Below are 14,768 nucleotides of genomic sequence, written 5' to 3'. Positions count from 1 at the left end.
CTTGCCGGGCTCACCCGACGCGACCGCCCGACTGCGGGCGTCCTCACGCGGCCGCCCGGGATGGCGTGGGTAGCGCGAAGCGGGCGCGTCCGCCGAGTCGGGGTGTCTGTGCGGGGTCGACGTGTGGCGGTGGGATGAACCACACCTCCGTCCGGGTGGCGCGGATGTCCCATCCTTCGCGATGTATGCGGTGGTGGCAGAACGAGCAGAGCATCACCCCGTTCGAGAGGTCGGTCGGGCCGGCGTCGCGTTCCCACCATCTGATGTGGTGTGCGTCGACGTAGGCGATGTTCTGGCCGCAGGACGCGCACCCGCCGTCGCGCTCGGCGAGGGCGAGGCGTTGGGCCTTGCTGAAGAGCCGGGCCGAGCGGCCCAGGTCGAGCGGCACACCTTCGCCGCCGAAGACCGCGGGGATGAGCTGGGCGTCGGCCGACATCCGCCGGGCGGTGGTGGCGGAGATCGGCTGGTCGATGCCGTCGATGCGGGCGAGTCCGAGACCCTCGACGAGGGCCTCGTGATCGAGGCGCACGACGACGGTGGCCTTCGCCAGCGGTGCGAGCGTCTGTTCGCACCCCAACGAGTGGCGCGCGATCGCGGCAAGCGCATCGGCCTGGATCTGCGGAATCGAACGCGCGTCGTCGACCACCGGGCCCGCATCGGAACCGCTCGGTTCGCGTCGCCGGAGCACGTCGCCGACGAGCGCTTCGATCGCGGTCTTGATGGGCGCGGCGGTCTCGGGGTCGAGGCGGGCGTGCAGGTGCACCATGCCCGCCGCGTCTTCACGCATCGTGAGGGAACGTTCGCTGCGGAGTTGCTCTTCGCGGGGTTCGACGCCGTCGTGGTCGAGCCTCGCTTCGGCCTCGCGGACCCCGCGCATGAGCAGCTCGAGCGGCACCTGGGCGGCGAGATCGGCGAGGACCGCTTCGGTGGTGTCGGCCAGCTCGGGGTCGGCACGCAACCGCACGCGGTCGAGCATCGCCGTGATCGCGGATGCCGCATCGACGCCGATGCGACCGGTTTCGAGTGCCGCGGCGACGTGCCGATGTCGCGCCGGCAGCCGTTCACCGCCGAACGTCTGCCGTTCGGCGGTGGCGGTGCCGACCGCGATCAGCTTCGCCGCGTCGCTTCGGGACGTCCCGGTCGACGCGGCGATCATCCGGACCGGGTTGTGGAACCCCTGCGCCCTGGCGAGGCTGGCTTCGCCGAGCTCCCGGCTCGACCGCTTCGACACCTCGGCCGCGACCCGGGCGAGCAACGCCTCGGCGTCGCGCCGCACCCGGGCGAGCGCGTCGGTCACCCGCACCAGTCCGGCATCGCTCATCTGCCCGACCTCGACCAGCGCCGCCCCACCACCAATTGTGCCGAACGCCGGCATCGCGCCCGCCCAGGCGAGACGCAGCTCCTCGACGTCTCGCTCGAGGGTGTGCAGGGGCTGTTCCATGACTCCATCCTGCACCGACCCACCGACATTCGAGCGCCCCCGAAACAGCGCTTGATCAGGACAATTCCCCTGTGGAGAACCGCGGCCGAGGCGTGCCTGTGGAGGACGAGTCCACGACGGCTCGTGACCTGCTCGCGGCATCCGTCGCCAACGATCCCCGCAGACGAGCGTGGTTCAGTCGGCGCGGCGAAACGCGAAGTGGACCCGTGCCCCGAGACATCGGCCCCGACCCGCTCGCCCCGACATCGAAGAGGGCCTCAAGCGCGACATCCTCCCGCTGTTCCGCTCGCGCTCGCGCTACCTGGACTACTGGCAGGCGGACACATACGGCAGCGAGGCGCACGGCGGCGTCGACGAGCTGCGTGCGGCCGCGGCATCCGCTGGCCCAGCCCTCGTGCTGCCGTACGTGCAGAAGGCGATCGCAAGCACGAAGCGCGCGATCAGTTGGGCGGATGACTCGAACGGCGTCATCGGCGACGTGGTGTACCGGCTGCTCGAGTTGCACGCCGAGCTCGCGACGCGCGCGCCGCCGCCGCCCGCGAAGTTCGTGCAGTGGATCGTCGCGTTCGACTTCGACGAGGAGGTCGAATACTTCCACGTCGACATCGCCCGGTACGTCGACGCGCTCGGGCCGCGCGGCGTGGCTCGGTACCGCGCCGAGCTCGACAGAATCGAGGCGTCGGTTCCGGACGTCTCGCACGACGACGTCATCGCGTCGTTGCAGGAGTTCTCGGCGAGTTCGCCGGAGTACGGGCGGATGTCGCACGCCCGCAACGTGCGCTCGGTCGTCGAGCAGGCGCGGCGTCGGCTGGCGGTCGCCGACCGGGATGTGGAGGCGATCATCGGAGCATGTCGCGAAGGCGCTCGCCGAGATCGGCGAGCTGGCGGCTAGCACGAAGCAGCCCGCAGCTTCGTCCCGTTTACAGCGGCACCGACTCGGCGAGGATCCGATCGAGCACCGGACTGGGGCCCTCGCTCCGATCGGGTACGACGTCGACCGAGGTGCCGAGCAACGCCTCGGCGTCGAGCATGAACCCGGCGAGGTCGATGAGGGATGTCTCGGGGCCGGGATGCACGAGGAGATCGATGTCGGACTTCTCGTCGGCCTCGCCACGAACGACAGAGCCGAACACCCGGACGTTCGAGAGCCCTCGACGCGCAGCAACCGCGACGAGGGCGGCGCCCACCGCGCGGTCCATCGACAGTCGTGGCGTGCGCAGCGCGCGATCCAGCCTTTCGATCGTGCCGGCGTTCGGCACACGCCGGCCCGCCTCGTATGCCGACACGCTCGGCCGCGTCACGCCCGCGAGTTCGCCAGTTCACGCTGCGTGAGTCGCGCAGCGATCCGGCGTGCACGGAGTTCGGTGCCGTAGCCAGTGCCTCTGCCGGTGGTCATGTCGGGCAGGATATCCGGGCGCTCAACCCGTCGCCATTATCAGCACGGCTGCACGGCCTCGGTCCACAGTTCAGCGCCGCACCCGGTCGACGAGCCGCGTGGGTGCACCGTACTCCGCGACTCTGGCGTCGGATGTCAGCAGCGCGAATCCCTCGGCGCGTGCCTGTGCGACGAGCAGTCGATCGAACGGATCCCGGTGGATTGCGGGCAAGGCCGCCGCCTCGACGGCGTGCGCGGATGAGATCGGGAGCTCGACGTAGCCGTTCTCGACGAGCCCCCGCCGGAGGATTCGGGCATCGACGGTCAAATCGTCGCGGCCGACCGAAGCCTTGATCCCGATCTCCCAGATGCTGGCGGCGCTGAACCAGAGGCGGCTGGCATCGTCTTCGATGAGCTCACGCGCCTCCCGCGGCACGAGATCGGGCTCGTACGCGGCCCAGAGCAACAAGTGGCTGTCGAGCAGCAGGTTCACGTGGGATGTCCGAACATCTCCGCGATCTCGTCCGCCGCGATCTCATCGAAGTCCGCGGGCACGGATGTCTCGCCTTCGAGAAACCCGATACGGCGCCGAGTCTCGACCTGGTCCAGACGCGTCAGCTTCGCAACGGGGGTGCCGGACTTCGCGATGATGACCGTTTCGCCGGCCGCGGCCATGTCGACCAGCCGCGAGAAGTGCGTCTTCGCATCGTGGATGTTGACGGGGTCCATGTCGCCTCCGAGTCCGCCGCGAGACGGTGGACTAAGTGTACTGGACTAAACATCGAATCTCGAGTGTGATGTCTCATGACATCGGTGACTGTTCTGCCTCAGGACATCGGTAACAGTTGATGTCTCAGGACATCGGTGACGGTGGGAGGGTCTTGGCTCGTCGGCCGCGGGGCTTCCCACTGCCGACGTACCGGGTGCCGGGTGCCGGCCAGGGGTGCTCGACGATGAGGGTGCCTCGGTCGTCGAAGATCATGACGCCGTCGGGCTCGTAGACGACGTACACGTGCTGGCCGACGTGGTCGCGGCTGGTCTGGAAGCAGATCCCGCGGGCGTACGCGGTTCCGTTCCCGGCGACCTTCACGACTCGCACCTGGTCGTCGCGGCCGTCGGTGCGGAACGCGATCGGCGTGCGTGGCGGCGGTGGGCCGGGCTTCGGAGGGTCGGCTTTCGGGGTCGCGTCCCACGCCTGCTGTGGGGTGATCCGGCCGGGCAGTCCCTGGTGCGGCCGTTCGGTGTTGTAGATCGCGTCGAACCGGTCGACCTGCTCCTGCAGCTGCGCGAGGGTGCCGGCGATGGGCTGCTTGTCGAGGAACCGGAACAGGGTCTGGTGGAACCGCTCGTTCTTCCCCTGCGTCGTCGGCCGGTACGGCTTCCCGGTGATCGGCTGCACGCCGAGCGCTCGCACGTGCGCGACGAGCTGGCCGTCGTGGCCGCGCCGGGACGGGTTCAACGCAGACCCGTTGTCCGTGAGCAGCCGTTGCGGCACCCCGTGCGCGGCGATGCCCTTGTCCACGACCGCGATCGCTGCGTCCGAGGTCTCCGCGTCCGCCACCAGAGACGCGACCGCGTACCGCGAGTGGTCATCGATGAGCTGGAAGATCACGCACTTGCGCCCACCCGCCAGGACGTACTCGGTCGCGTCCAACTGCCAGCACGCGTTCGGCGCCGGATACACGAACCGGCGAAACGCCGCCCGCGGCTTCTTCCGCGGCTCGAGCTTCGCGACGCCGGCGTCGCGGAAGATCCGCGCCAGCGACGCCGGTGACGGTGCGATCATCCCGAGCGAGCGCATCTTCTCGTGCACGCTGATCGGCCCGTGATCCAACCCCGACCGCTCCAACGCGGCCCGCACCCCGACCGCCTGCGCCTTGAGCTCGTCCGCGATGACCGTCGGGCTCGTCCTCGGCCGTCGGCTCCGCGGCTCGAGCGCCGCGGCCGGCCCGTCAACCGCGACCCGCCTGCGGATCTCGTAGAACGTCTTCCGCGAGATCCCGTGCTCCAGGCAGAACGTCGACACCGCCCCACGTGGCGCATCCGGCGGCCACTGCGAGATCGCGAGGCGGACACGAGGATCGACAGGCTCATTGCGGCTCATCCCTCAAACATCTGAGGGGAACTGTCACCACCAAACCGCTCCGAACCGTCACCGATCTAATGATTCAGAACTGTCACCGATGTCCTGCGACATGACAACATCGAATCTCGAGGGGTCTCAGCTCATGGCCGACAACCGTGCCCTCGATCAGCGCGACGCGATCGCGCTCGCGATCGCTAGAGACGCGGCGCAAAGTGTCGGGCCGGTGTCGGGAGCATGCGTTCAGCGCAACGCGACCGCGCTCAGCGTGGCGGAGTACATCGCGAGCGCGGCGATCACGCCGAACGGAAGCGCCGCAATGGCGACCATCACCCACAGCCCCCGCCGCCGTCGCGCTCGGTCGATGTCGCGTCGCAGTCGATCGAACGCGGCGTGATCGACGGCCTCGGCCTCGGGCATCCGCTTCCAGGTCGCAGGCTGCGCGGCGAGCGCCGCGATCCGCCGCACCTGCTCGGGCGTGAGCGTGACCGGATGCCGCCGAAGCCACCCGACGAGCCCGAACTCGCGCAGCACGGCCACATCGGTCGGACGCTCGCGCACCGTCATCCGCTTCGCTCCGACGATCGCGATGATCGGCGTTACGTCGACGAGCATGCGCGCACTGACCGAGAGCAGCTTCGAGGTGTGCTTCCCCTCGTACGCGGCGTTGCGCAGATGGTCGGTGCGCTGCCCGTTCACGAGGATGCGCTTCGCGCCCACCCACACGTTCTGCCCGCGATGGTGCTTCGTGTTGATCGTGAACACCCCGGCCGGGCCGATCACGACATGGTCGAGGTCGCTCGCCCCGGTGCCGACCGGCACGGAGTGGAGCACGTACCATCCGGGCCCGAGCGCGGCAAGCCGGCGCGCGACCTCGAGCTCTCCGAGTGCGCCCACGTACCAGGGTTCGGCCTCACGCCCGAGCGGCGAGACACCGAAGAACCGCTGCAGGGCGGTGTTGGGCGGTACGGCCGCCTGCACGCGCAGGCATTCGGCGATGACGGATGTCGCGGGGCGGCGCTCTGCGAGGGAAGCAATCGTCGTGGCGTGGTCGTTCAGGGTCTCGTCTCCGGTCGGCGACAGGTTTCCCTGATCCTCACAGCCGTGGGATGACGAGGGGAGTCCCCGTAAACGGGGTTGCCGTGGCGACGTCCGCGTCCAATACGCTCGCCCCATGTACTTCGAGCGGATGGCTGAGGCCAGAGGGCTCACACAAGACGACATCCGTACCTACGGGCGCTGAAGACATGCAGGAGCTGATCGGCATCTTGGATGCGCTCGAACGGGCCGAAGGCCGTGTGGACCCGTGGCTGACCCCGGGCAACTCGTGGGAACCGGTTATGGCGCTTCCGCGCCGAGTACTCGGAGGCGTGGCAACTTCTGAGATCCCGCTCGGCCCCGGCGTGGTCGTCTTCTTCGACGGTGTCGTGCCGGTCTACGTCGGAGAAGGTGTCGGCAAGCGTGGCCTGCGTGGCCGCCTTCAGCAGCGTTGCGCGACTGGGACTGACCTCAGCTCGTCGACGCTTCGAGCGAGCGCCGCCGTCGACGTGCTGGGCGTCAGTCGGTGGACGGCGAGGCAGCGGCCGAGCGTGCTGCTCGAGAGCATGGTCGAGCAAGTCAACGAAGCCGTTGCAGGTTTCCGGGTCGCCTGGATCGAGTGCGCAACACCCGACGCGGCGCGCGAGCTGAAGCGGCGGCTCTGGACCGATTACAAGCCGGGGTACAACATCCTTTAGCGGCGATCACTGCGCAGTTCTGGGCTCAGGTCGCTGCGGTCGAAACCGTATCAACGCGGGTCTCCTCCGGTCGGTCAGATCTTGGATGTCGCAACAGTCAGCGTCTGCGCGAGCGCCAGCTCCGACGTCATGCGGCGACAGCGCTCGCCGCGAGGTACAGATCCATGGGCATCGCGTAGTTGAGCCGCCACGTGAAGGAGATCGGACGGTCCCCTTCGTGCGAAACGTACTGGGCCGGCCCGAGGAAGACATACGGAGCTGTCCCGAGATCGTTCTCCTTGGCGTCTCGCACAAACATCAAGATGTTCGTGCCCCGCGCTCGGTGGTGGATGTATCGCTGGCCCGTCTTTGACTGCTCAGAGGTCGTCGACTGCGACTGCCAGTGGAACAGCGTTGGGCTCAGCGCGTAGTCGCGATAGCGGGTGGTGGCCGAGTACTCCGTTTCGGACTTGTTCAAGGTGACGAAGAACGCATCCGCCTGCAACTCCTCGAGCCACACGACGCCCTCGCGGAAGTTGTTCGGTGTGCGCCCCGATTTGGTCCAGCCGAGGGCCGCAAGGATTTCTTCGCGCTGGTACTGCGCGTGCACGCGCAGCGGCGATCCAGGCAACTCGGCCGGGACCCGGGCGAGACGAGTCGTTCTGTCCATGCTGAGGTCGATGACCTCAGCCATCTCCTGGCACACGGCCGGTTCGTTGCGGAGGGAACGGATGCCGGCCTCGACGCTCCCATGGCCGCCACCGTTGGGCCAGAGCGAGTAGAACATCATCTCCGCATGCATCCGCTGCAGTGGGGTGAGCTCCTCCATCGAAAGCTCGACGCGCAAGAGCCGAGCGTAGGTACCAGCGCGCTCGAGGTCGTCGACGTGAGCGAGCGCCCGAATGCGTTTGAGCAGGCCTGCCTCCAGTGGCCCGGGCGCGGGCGTTGGAATCCCGGCCTCCCGCTTTACCGTCGTCCAGGTGCGTGGCGGCGAGCCGGAACGAAGGAGGTCGCTGAGCTCGAGACCGTGTTCGTCAAGATAGGTGCGCAGCGACGCGGTACTCAATGACCGTGCGTCGGAGATGAGTTCCTTCGTCGACAACGAAAGCTGGCTGCGAATGCTCTGAAGAACGACGTCGCGGCTGACCTTGTCGAGAATGATTTGCGAGCCTGCGGGCAGAAATGGGAAGCCGGCCTCCAGCTGACGACGAACACCGGATCGACTTGCACCGGTGAGTGCCCTGAATCGTTTGTCGAAACGGAATTCCTTCCGCTGCATTCCAACGAAGTCGAGCGCCGTCAGCACGGCCTTCGTCTCACTGTGGCGAAGCCCTCGTCCCAACTGCTGGATGAAGACGGTCGCGCTCTCGGTGGGGCGGAGGAACAGCACGGTATCGATCTCCGGAATGTCGACACCTTCGTTGAGCACGTCCACCGCGAACACCGCGTTGATGGCGCCGGAACGTAGACCCTGCAACGTGTTCGCGCGTTCATCAGACGGTGTGTTTCCGGTCACGGCCTCGGCGGGAACGCCCGCTTCGCGGAACACCCGGGCCATATAGTGGGCGTGCTCTACACTCACGCAGAAGCCTACGGCTCTCATCTGACTGAGGTCTCCCACCTTGTCGCGGAGCTGATTCAGCACGATGCGAGCGCGCGCGTCATTGCCGGTGTAGAGGTTGCTGAGCTGAGTGTCGTCGTAGCGACCCCGCTTCCACTCGATCCGGCTCAGATCCGTGTCATCCGCGATGCCGAAGTAATGGAACGGAGCCAGGAGATCAGCGTCGAGCGCATCCCAAAGCCGCAGCTCGAACGCAGTCCGGTCGTCGAAGAATCGCCTGATGTCCTTGCCGTCCGAGCGCTCCGGTGTCGCCGTCAATCCCAGGAGCTCTTTCGGGCGGAGGTGCTCAAGCAGCCGACTGTAGGTCGGAGCCTCGGCGTGGTGGAACTCGTCGACAACGACGATGTCGTACGCATGTGGCGGGAGCTTCGCGGGGTCGAGCCGTGAGAGTGACTGGATCGACGCGAACACCTGCTTCCAACGAGCGGGGATCTCGCCGCTGTGGTGCGACTCGCCAAAGGAACCGTCGGACAACACCTCCCGGTAGGTCCGCAGCGACTGTCTCAGGATCTCGCCGCGGTGCGCGATGAACAGGAGGCTCAGGTCCTCGCCATCGGCCTTCTTGAGCAGCTGTCGATAATCGAGCGCGGCGACGACTGTCTTGCCGGTTCCCGTTGCGGCGACCAGGAGGTTCCGGTGGCGGTCGTGCACCTCCCGCTCCGCTTCGAGCGCTTCCAGCATCTCGATCTGATGCGGATACGGCCGAACCTCCAATCCTGAGAGCGACACGGTGACCCGATCGGGCGTATGCCGACCCGAGGCCTCAGCGAGTGCAGCCTTGAGTCGTTCCTCGTCACGCTCAGGCACGTAGGGTTCGAACGTCTCGTCTGCCCAGTAACTGTCAAACGTTGCGCGGAACTTCGAGATGAGCGCAGGAGTCGCCACTCCTGACAGCCGAACGTTCCACTCCAAACCTTCGAGCAGGGCGGCGCGTGACAGGTTCGATGAGCCGACATAGGCGGTATCAAAGCCGGTGTTTCGCCGGAACAGCCATGCTTTGGCGTGCAGCCGGGTTCGCCGAATGTCGTACTGAACCTTGACCTCTGCGCCGAACTGCTCAACGAGGCGTCGCAGTGCGTGAGGGTCGGTGGCGCCGATGTACGTCGTGGTCACGACTCGGAGCGGAGCCGCCCGCTCGCGGAGGCGCGTGAGCTGCTCTTCAAGCACGCGCAGTCCCTGCCATTTCACAAATGCGCAGAGGAGGTCGACCCTGTCGGAGGTATCCATCTCCGCTCGCAGTTCGTGCCCCAGCTGGGGCTCGTCGCGCGCGTTGGTGAGGAGCGCCGTTTCGCCGAGCGGAATCGATGGCCGGGCATCGGGAAAGGTCACCACGCCAGGCCCTGCCGGCCGGGCGAGACGCTCCAGCCGTCGCAACCCAGGCTCGAGCACATCATCGAAGGCACCCAGCTTTTGAAGCACCTGATTGACGATGCGCACCCGGTCTGCCTCGGTGTGAATGTCAGCAAGAATGCGCTGCGTCGCACCCGTCAAATGCTGCGCGAGGAACTCGGCCTGCTCGGACTCGGGGACGTCACCGACCTTTTGCTGCATTCCGGTCATCGCCTGGAGCTGCTGGCTCAGTCGAACGGTCAGAGCGCTTTCGTAGAGCCCGTCAAACACGGTTGTGATCCCCGCCGTTCGTCGCGTGAGTCATGTTGGTCAGCGCGGCCACGGCCGGTAGGTCGGGGTCGGCCCACTTTAGGCTTGGCAGCTCACTCACTGGCAGCCACTCGAGCCGATCGTGGTCGGTGCTCTCACGTGGTCGGGGGCCGATGAGGCGCGCGTGATAAGTCGCGAGATCGATGATGAGGTCGCCGACCCGCGTCTGTGAGCGGTCGATGAGCTCGCCGACTTCGACTTCGACGCCGAGCTCTTCGAGCAACTCGCGCTTGAGGGCGACGGCGGGATCCTCGTCGGCTTCAACCTTGCCGCCAGGGAACTCCCACCGACCTGCGGCCGCTTTGTCGGGGCCGCGTCGGCACGCGAGCACTAGCCCGTCATCAAGAATGGCGGCCGCGACGACCTCCAGCTCCACTGTCATGCTCCGAACGTATCCATGCTCTGTAAACGGATGGGGCCGCCACCCCCGAACTGGGCGAGCTCGAGTTCCTCGACGAGGTCCACGAGCCCACGCACCTCGGCCACACTCGGCGTCAACTCGAACGCGTGATAGTGCGACGCGTTCGAGAGCCGCGACCACGCGTAGTCGGCGCGCTGGGCGATGGTCGGATCATCCGCTCGGTACAGCACCTCCAATGCCGCCAAGCGCGACGCCATCGTCGCACGTGGCGCCGACACGCCCTTTGCGTCGAGCAGCGAGCCGACGGTGCGTTCAAGCGCGAGCCGCGCCAGCCAGCACGCCATGCGCAGCGAGTGGGAGCGCACCTGCGCAGCGCCGCCGAGTGCGCGGCGGGCGAGCGAGATCTCGTCGCTCACCGCACGCCGGCCCGCAGGTCGGCGACGAACTTCGTGACGACATCATGCGCGTGCCATGGGTCACCGCCGAGCGGCTCATGGGCCCCCGAACTGCAAATGCCGAGCGCCGGCTTCCGGTAGTGCGACTGCTTGTTGAGCCAGCCGTCGAGAGGGCGAACCTCGCCGTAGAGTGCCAGCGAAACCCGCTGCCCCGTCTTCTTCGCGTCGGCCCATTCGCGCTCGACCTCCGCATGCGGCCGCCCCTTGCCCAGCGCCTCGCCGAAGAACCGGTCCCGCGCCTGCGCCTCGACCGCAAAGCGGAGCAGGCCGGGCAGCACCTTCCGCATCGCGTCATCCGGAAGCTCATCGTCCTTCAAGATCGCGTATGCGTCGTTGAGGTACCGCTTCGGCGGATCGAACATGACGTCGACCCTCACCCGCGACCCGCTCTCACGCGTCACCTCGAGGATCTGCGCGTCCACGTGCCCGCGCCGCACCGCATCCGCGAACCGGTTGTCATGCGAGAACACGACAACCTGCCGCTGCTCAGCGATCTCGGCGAGCACGCGCACGAGGCCGTCGACTTTGGCTGGGTCCATCGCCTGCACGGGGTCATCGAGCACCACGAACCGGGACGGACTCTCCGGCAGGGTCGCACGCGGCAGGAAGAGCGCGAGCGCGAGGGCGTGCAACTCGCCCTGGCTGAGCACGGTGAGGCCCGCGGCATCCGCGTCGTCGACGGATGCCTCGATCAGCACGCGCCGGCTCGTGTTCGACCCGCTCAGCTTCAGGCTCGCGATCTCGACATTGCTCTCCTGGCGCAGGTGCGACCAAATCTCGCGTGCCTGCTTCGCGATCGGCGCGAGCCGCTCGTTCTTGAGCTCGCTGTCGTGATCTTTCAGCCACTTGACGGCGCGCTTGGCGCGCTTGAACTCTGGGTTCTGGGCGATCGAACGTTCCAGCACGTCGAGGTAGGCGCCGAGCTGGGTCGCGACGGTCGCCCACGCATCGTCGCGCGCGTCGATCACGCGCTTGGCGGCCGTCTTGAGTGCGTCCAGGGCTTCAACGGCGAGTGGATGCTTCGCCGCGAGGTGTTCCGCAAGTTCGATGCTTCCGTCAGGTGCGGCGGTCCAATCCGACCATGCGTCTCGGGCCAGTTCGGCGAGCTCGCCGAGCTCCGCGTCGCCCACGAGACGGGTGATCGGAGCCGGCAGCGGCGAGATGAGGGCGTTTGCGGTGGCGCGGGCCGTGCGCAGCGCCTCGCTCGCAGCGCGCAGGCCGGCGAGCGATGCCTCGGCCTCGGCGATCTCCTCGCGCGCACGGGTTGCCCATGCCTCATCGATGGTTCCGGTAGCGCAGACAGGGCAGGGCCCGTCGCCCTGATGCTCGTGCACGCGAAGCGCGGCGCCGAGCACCTCCATGCGGAGCTGGAGCGCCGAGGCGGCAGCGGTTCCTGCGTTCGCGGCGTGCTCGGTCGCGGTCCTGAGTGCGTCGCTCGCCGCGCTGACGTCGGCGGCGGTCGGCAGGGTCAGGTGACGGATGTCGCGGGCCGCGGCATCCGTCGGACTCGTGGTGCCCTCGCCGACCCCGGTGGCGAGCGCGCGGAGCGCGGCGACATCCGGAGCCTTCTTCTTGAGCAGCTCGAGAGCGGATGCCGCGCGTTCGTCGTCGAGCTGCTGTAGGGCCTGCGTGACCTCGCCCTTGCGCTTGGTCGCTTCCTTCTCGGGGGCGCCGAGCTGGCTCGCGTGAGCCTCGAGCCGTTTGACGGCGTAGGCGAGGTCTTCGAGGCCGAGCACGCTCGCGAGCTTGTCGTAGAGCTTGCTGGGTCCGGCGGTGAGGATGGCGCCGAGCTCGTCGTAGGTCAGCAGCGGGCGATAGGTGGCGAGCGGGATGTCCCAGCCCAGCGAGCTGACGCCGGCCTCGCGCTTCTCGCCCGGGCGCTGCAGGTGCGTGACGTGGTCGTCGCGCCCGGCATCGGCGGCCCACGCGACCGAGATCTTCGTCGTGCCGACGTGCTCTTGGGCGAGGGTCACTTCGATCGCAGCGGGGTCGCCGTCGTGGAGGTTGCGCCACGCATCGCCCCACTGCGTGCTGCCTTTCTCCTGCCAGCGCGCCGTCGTGCCGAGCAAGGCGAACTCGAGCGCTTCGGCGAAGCTGCTCTTGCCGGAGCCGTTGCGCCCGGCGACGACCGTGAGGCCCGGCGCGGGCCTGAGGTCGAGTTGGGCGGCGGGTCCGATCCCGCGGAAGCCCTGGACGCGGATCTGCTTGAGGAACGCACCGGCCGGCTCGGGAGCGTCGCCGGAATCTCCGCGGTGTTCTCGTGTGGGCGGCTCGAAGTTGGAGAGGTCGGCGAGGGCGGCGTCGCCCTCGAACGCGGCCAAGATGACCAGCCGCTCGTCGTCGGTTAGGGCTGCGTCGGACTCGAGACGTTCTTCGATCCAGTGGGCGAGGTCGAGCATGTGTGATACTTTCCGAGGAGCGTCAGCCCTGAAAGGGCGAGCAGAGTGTGGTCTCAGGGATTCCGAATGGGCTATCTCAGCGCGTGCTGCGCAATGCTGCCGAGCGCGCTTGACAGGTCGTTCTCGAAGGCGATGCTGAGGTCAGAGTGACCGTATCGCGCATGGCACAACTCGTGGAGGAACGTCCCGGCAAACTTGGCCCGGTCAGACAACTGATGCCGAGCGATGATGATCCGCTGTTCGGCTGGCTCCCAGACGCCGTTCGCATCCACTCCAATCTGTCCGATTCGCATGGTCTCGCTAATGAGCAATTGACGAACGACTCCGCGCCCAACGGGTGGGAGCTCGAGGAGTGACATGAGTCCGGCCGCAGTCGCCAGGACGTCCCGCTCGGCGCCCGTGAGGTTCGCCTCCGGCACGAACGAATAGCTGAAGCTATCGTTCCATTCGTTGGCGTACTGCCGAACGTTCACCATCGGCCGACCTTCGAAGTCCGACAGATTCGATAGCTTGTCGACGACCTTCTCGGGGACATGAATAATCTCATAACCGTCTGAACGAGCATGATTGAGTTGGGCGCCGCTCTGCTGGAAATCTGTGGTCGAGACGAAGATGACCTTCTCTGCTGTCTGCATTACCCGCGTAGCGTGGACTGCAACATCAGTCCAGGCGACCTCATCATGCAGGTCTCCTGATGAGAAGCCAGAGAGGTCCCGGGCGAGGGGCCCGGCTACCCGTTCGGACTTGCAGTCCAGAAGAATTCGCTTAATGCGGTCGGCATATGCCGTACGGCCCACGTTGGAGCGTTCTCGATTGAGAGCCTTTTTGAGTGCCGCGTTGAGCGCCGTGATGTTGTAGGAGAAGAGGAAGTTCTCCTCCGTGGCGACAAGCAAACCCCGCACGTAAACCCTGCCCGGTTCGCTAGCGGACCTTCCGATCACCTCACCCCCAGCGGCCTGTTCGAGTACCTCGTCGCTTCGATATGCGAGAAACATGTCCTTCGCTCGTCGAACATGGGTCTCAGTCACGCCATGAATCGCGAAGTCCGTGCCCTGCATGTCCGGGTGAGATGGTGGTGAAACAAGCGCATGCAGCGTAACGACATCATTGAAGCCCGACTTGGTGTGTTTTCCGAGGGTAATGTCGCCGTGACGTGATCGGATGAAGACTTTGATCCCGGTTCGATCAAACAGGGCCAGAGCATCCTTCAGACCCATCCCGAACTGGCCGATCACGCGATCGTCGTCCTGCTTCTCCGAAGACTCGTCCTGCGTGAGGTGGACATGGCGCAGACCGCGCCCATAATCGCGGATGTGCCACCAGCCGTTGGCGTCCTGGTTGATCGTGGGCGCCGATGTGCTGGTCAGCACTTGCTCGTCGAGGGCGTTGGCGATGATCTCCCGGAGCGCGAACTCCGGCGTCCAGTGTTCCAGTACGGTGCCTACATTGAGGTCGAAGGCGCGAGCGCTCTCCTCGGACATAATGCTCCTGTCGGGTAGAAGTGATTCGGGTCATTTCCGCGACCGGATCTTCGCTGCGGTGGAGATCGATCACGGAAGTACTTCGTTGGGCCCGTCCCGGGTCTCAGGCGAGTGCGGCTCGACGTGGGCCAAATGTGGCGGCGTGACCGATGTTAGAAGTGGGTCGTCGGGTTCGGCA

General features: G+C 66.8%; 13 protein-coding genes. 2 read left to right on the top strand and 11 right to left on the bottom strand.

The features are described 5' to 3' along the window. Positions 1-43: 43 nt before the first annotated feature. Positions 44-1,441, bottom strand: coding sequence for an HNH endonuclease signature motif containing protein (locus ACVFI9_RS17110; protein ID WP_474763379.1), 1,398 nt, complete (start codon positions 1,439-1,441; stop codon positions 44-46). A gap of 169 nt (positions 1,442-1,610) precedes the next feature. Between ACVFI9_RS17110 and ACVFI9_RS17105 the strand changes: the two genes are divergently transcribed. Then, complete coding sequence (locus ACVFI9_RS17105; protein ID WP_474763378.1) at positions 1,611-2,333, top strand: DUF6880 family protein; 723 nt, start codon at positions 1,611-1,613, stop codon at positions 2,331-2,333. A 28-nt stretch (positions 2,334-2,361) separates the two neighbouring features. Here the strand turns inward: ACVFI9_RS17105 and ACVFI9_RS17100 are convergent, their stop codons facing one another. The 5 genes from ACVFI9_RS17100 to ACVFI9_RS17080 all read right to left on the bottom strand — a co-directional run bounded on the left by ACVFI9_RS17100 (position 2,362) and on the right by ACVFI9_RS17080 (position 5,880). After that, complete coding sequence (locus ACVFI9_RS17100) at positions 2,362-2,727, bottom strand: nucleotidyltransferase family protein (RefSeq protein WP_474763377.1); 366 nt, start codon at positions 2,725-2,727, stop codon at positions 2,362-2,364. 180 nt (positions 2,728-2,907) lie between these two features. Further along, positions 2,908-3,309 carry a type II toxin-antitoxin system VapC family toxin gene (locus ACVFI9_RS17095; protein ID WP_474763376.1) on the bottom strand — a complete coding sequence of 134 codons (402 nt, stop codon included), beginning with the start codon at positions 3,307-3,309 and terminating at the stop codon, positions 2,908-2,910. After that, positions 3,306-3,545, bottom strand: coding sequence for a type II toxin-antitoxin system Phd/YefM family antitoxin (locus ACVFI9_RS17090; protein WP_474763375.1), 240 nt, complete (start codon positions 3,543-3,545; stop codon positions 3,306-3,308). Before ACVFI9_RS17090 ends, ACVFI9_RS17095 begins: the two co-directional genes overlap by 4 nt. Before the next feature lie 124 nt (positions 3,546-3,669). Further along, positions 3,670-4,920 carry a DDE-type integrase/transposase/recombinase gene (locus ACVFI9_RS17085; RefSeq protein WP_474763374.1) on the bottom strand — a complete coding sequence of 417 codons (1,251 nt, stop codon included), beginning with the start codon at positions 4,918-4,920 and terminating at the stop codon, positions 3,670-3,672. 222 nt (positions 4,921-5,142) lie between these two features. Beyond that, on the bottom strand, positions 5,143-5,880 hold the full coding sequence (locus ACVFI9_RS17080; protein WP_474763373.1) for a nuclease-related domain-containing protein: 738 nt from the start codon (positions 5,878-5,880) through the stop codon (positions 5,143-5,145). 266 nt (positions 5,881-6,146) lie between these two features. Here ACVFI9_RS17080 and ACVFI9_RS17075 point away from each other — a divergent pair, with 266 nt between their 5' ends. Beyond that, positions 6,147-6,635, top strand: a complete 489-nt coding sequence (locus ACVFI9_RS17075) for a hypothetical protein (RefSeq protein ID WP_474763372.1) — start codon at positions 6,147-6,149, stop codon at positions 6,633-6,635. A 127-nt stretch (positions 6,636-6,762) separates the two neighbouring features. On the opposite strand, the gene ACVFI9_RS17070 is transcribed toward ACVFI9_RS17075, so the two are convergent. The 5 genes from ACVFI9_RS17070 to ACVFI9_RS17050 all read right to left on the bottom strand — a co-directional run bounded on the left by ACVFI9_RS17070 (position 6,763) and on the right by ACVFI9_RS17050 (position 14,590). Next, positions 6,763-9,855 (bottom strand): DEAD/DEAH box helicase, encoded by a 3,093-nt coding sequence (locus ACVFI9_RS17070; protein WP_474763371.1) that lies wholly within the window; start codon positions 9,853-9,855, stop codon positions 6,763-6,765. After that, positions 9,848-10,276 (bottom strand): (deoxy)nucleoside triphosphate pyrophosphohydrolase, encoded by a 429-nt coding sequence (locus ACVFI9_RS17065; protein WP_474763370.1) that lies wholly within the window; start codon positions 10,274-10,276, stop codon positions 9,848-9,850. The genes ACVFI9_RS17070 and ACVFI9_RS17065 overlap by 8 nt, the downstream gene beginning before the upstream one ends. Further along, on the bottom strand, positions 10,273-10,671 hold the full coding sequence (locus ACVFI9_RS17060) for a hypothetical protein (protein WP_474763369.1): 399 nt from the start codon (positions 10,669-10,671) through the stop codon (positions 10,273-10,275). The genes ACVFI9_RS17065 and ACVFI9_RS17060 overlap by 4 nt, the downstream gene beginning before the upstream one ends. Continuing rightward, positions 10,668-13,109, bottom strand: a complete 2,442-nt coding sequence (locus ACVFI9_RS17055) for an AAA family ATPase (protein WP_474763368.1) — start codon at positions 13,107-13,109, stop codon at positions 10,668-10,670. Before ACVFI9_RS17055 ends, ACVFI9_RS17060 begins: the two co-directional genes overlap by 4 nt. Positions 13,110-13,180: 71 nt before the next feature. Next, positions 13,181-14,590, bottom strand: a complete 1,410-nt coding sequence (locus ACVFI9_RS17050) for an ATP-binding protein (RefSeq protein ID WP_474763367.1) — start codon at positions 14,588-14,590, stop codon at positions 13,181-13,183. Positions 14,591-14,768 lie beyond the last annotated feature (178 nt).

It is taken from the genome of Agromyces sp. NSFZ (genome assembly GCF_056156205.1).
Note: the sequence above shows the minus strand (reverse complement) of the source record. Positions and strands in the feature narration are given on the sequence as shown.

Coding starts and splice junctions, on each gene's coding strand:
- ACVFI9_RS17085 (WP_474763374.1), bottom strand. CDS start 4,920: ATGAGCCGCAATGAGCCTGTCGATCCTCGTGTCCGCCTCGCGATCTCG.
- ACVFI9_RS17090 (WP_474763375.1), bottom strand. CDS start 3,545: ATGGACCCCGTCAACATCCACGATGCGAAGACGCACTTCTCGCGGCTG.
- ACVFI9_RS17075 (WP_474763372.1), top strand. CDS start 6,147: ATGCAGGAGCTGATCGGCATCTTGGATGCGCTCGAACGGGCCGAAGGC.
- ACVFI9_RS17065 (WP_474763370.1), bottom strand. CDS start 10,276: ATGACAGTGGAGCTGGAGGTCGTCGCGGCCGCCATTCTTGATGACGGG.
- ACVFI9_RS17050 (WP_474763367.1), bottom strand. CDS start 14,590: ATGTCCGAGGAGAGCGCTCGCGCCTTCGACCTCAATGTAGGCACCGTA.
- ACVFI9_RS17110 (WP_474763379.1), bottom strand. CDS start 1,441: ATGGAACAGCCCCTGCACACCCTCGAGCGAGACGTCGAGGAGCTGCGT.
- ACVFI9_RS17055 (WP_474763368.1), bottom strand. CDS start 13,109: ATGCTCGACCTCGCCCACTGGATCGAAGAACGTCTCGAGTCCGACGCA.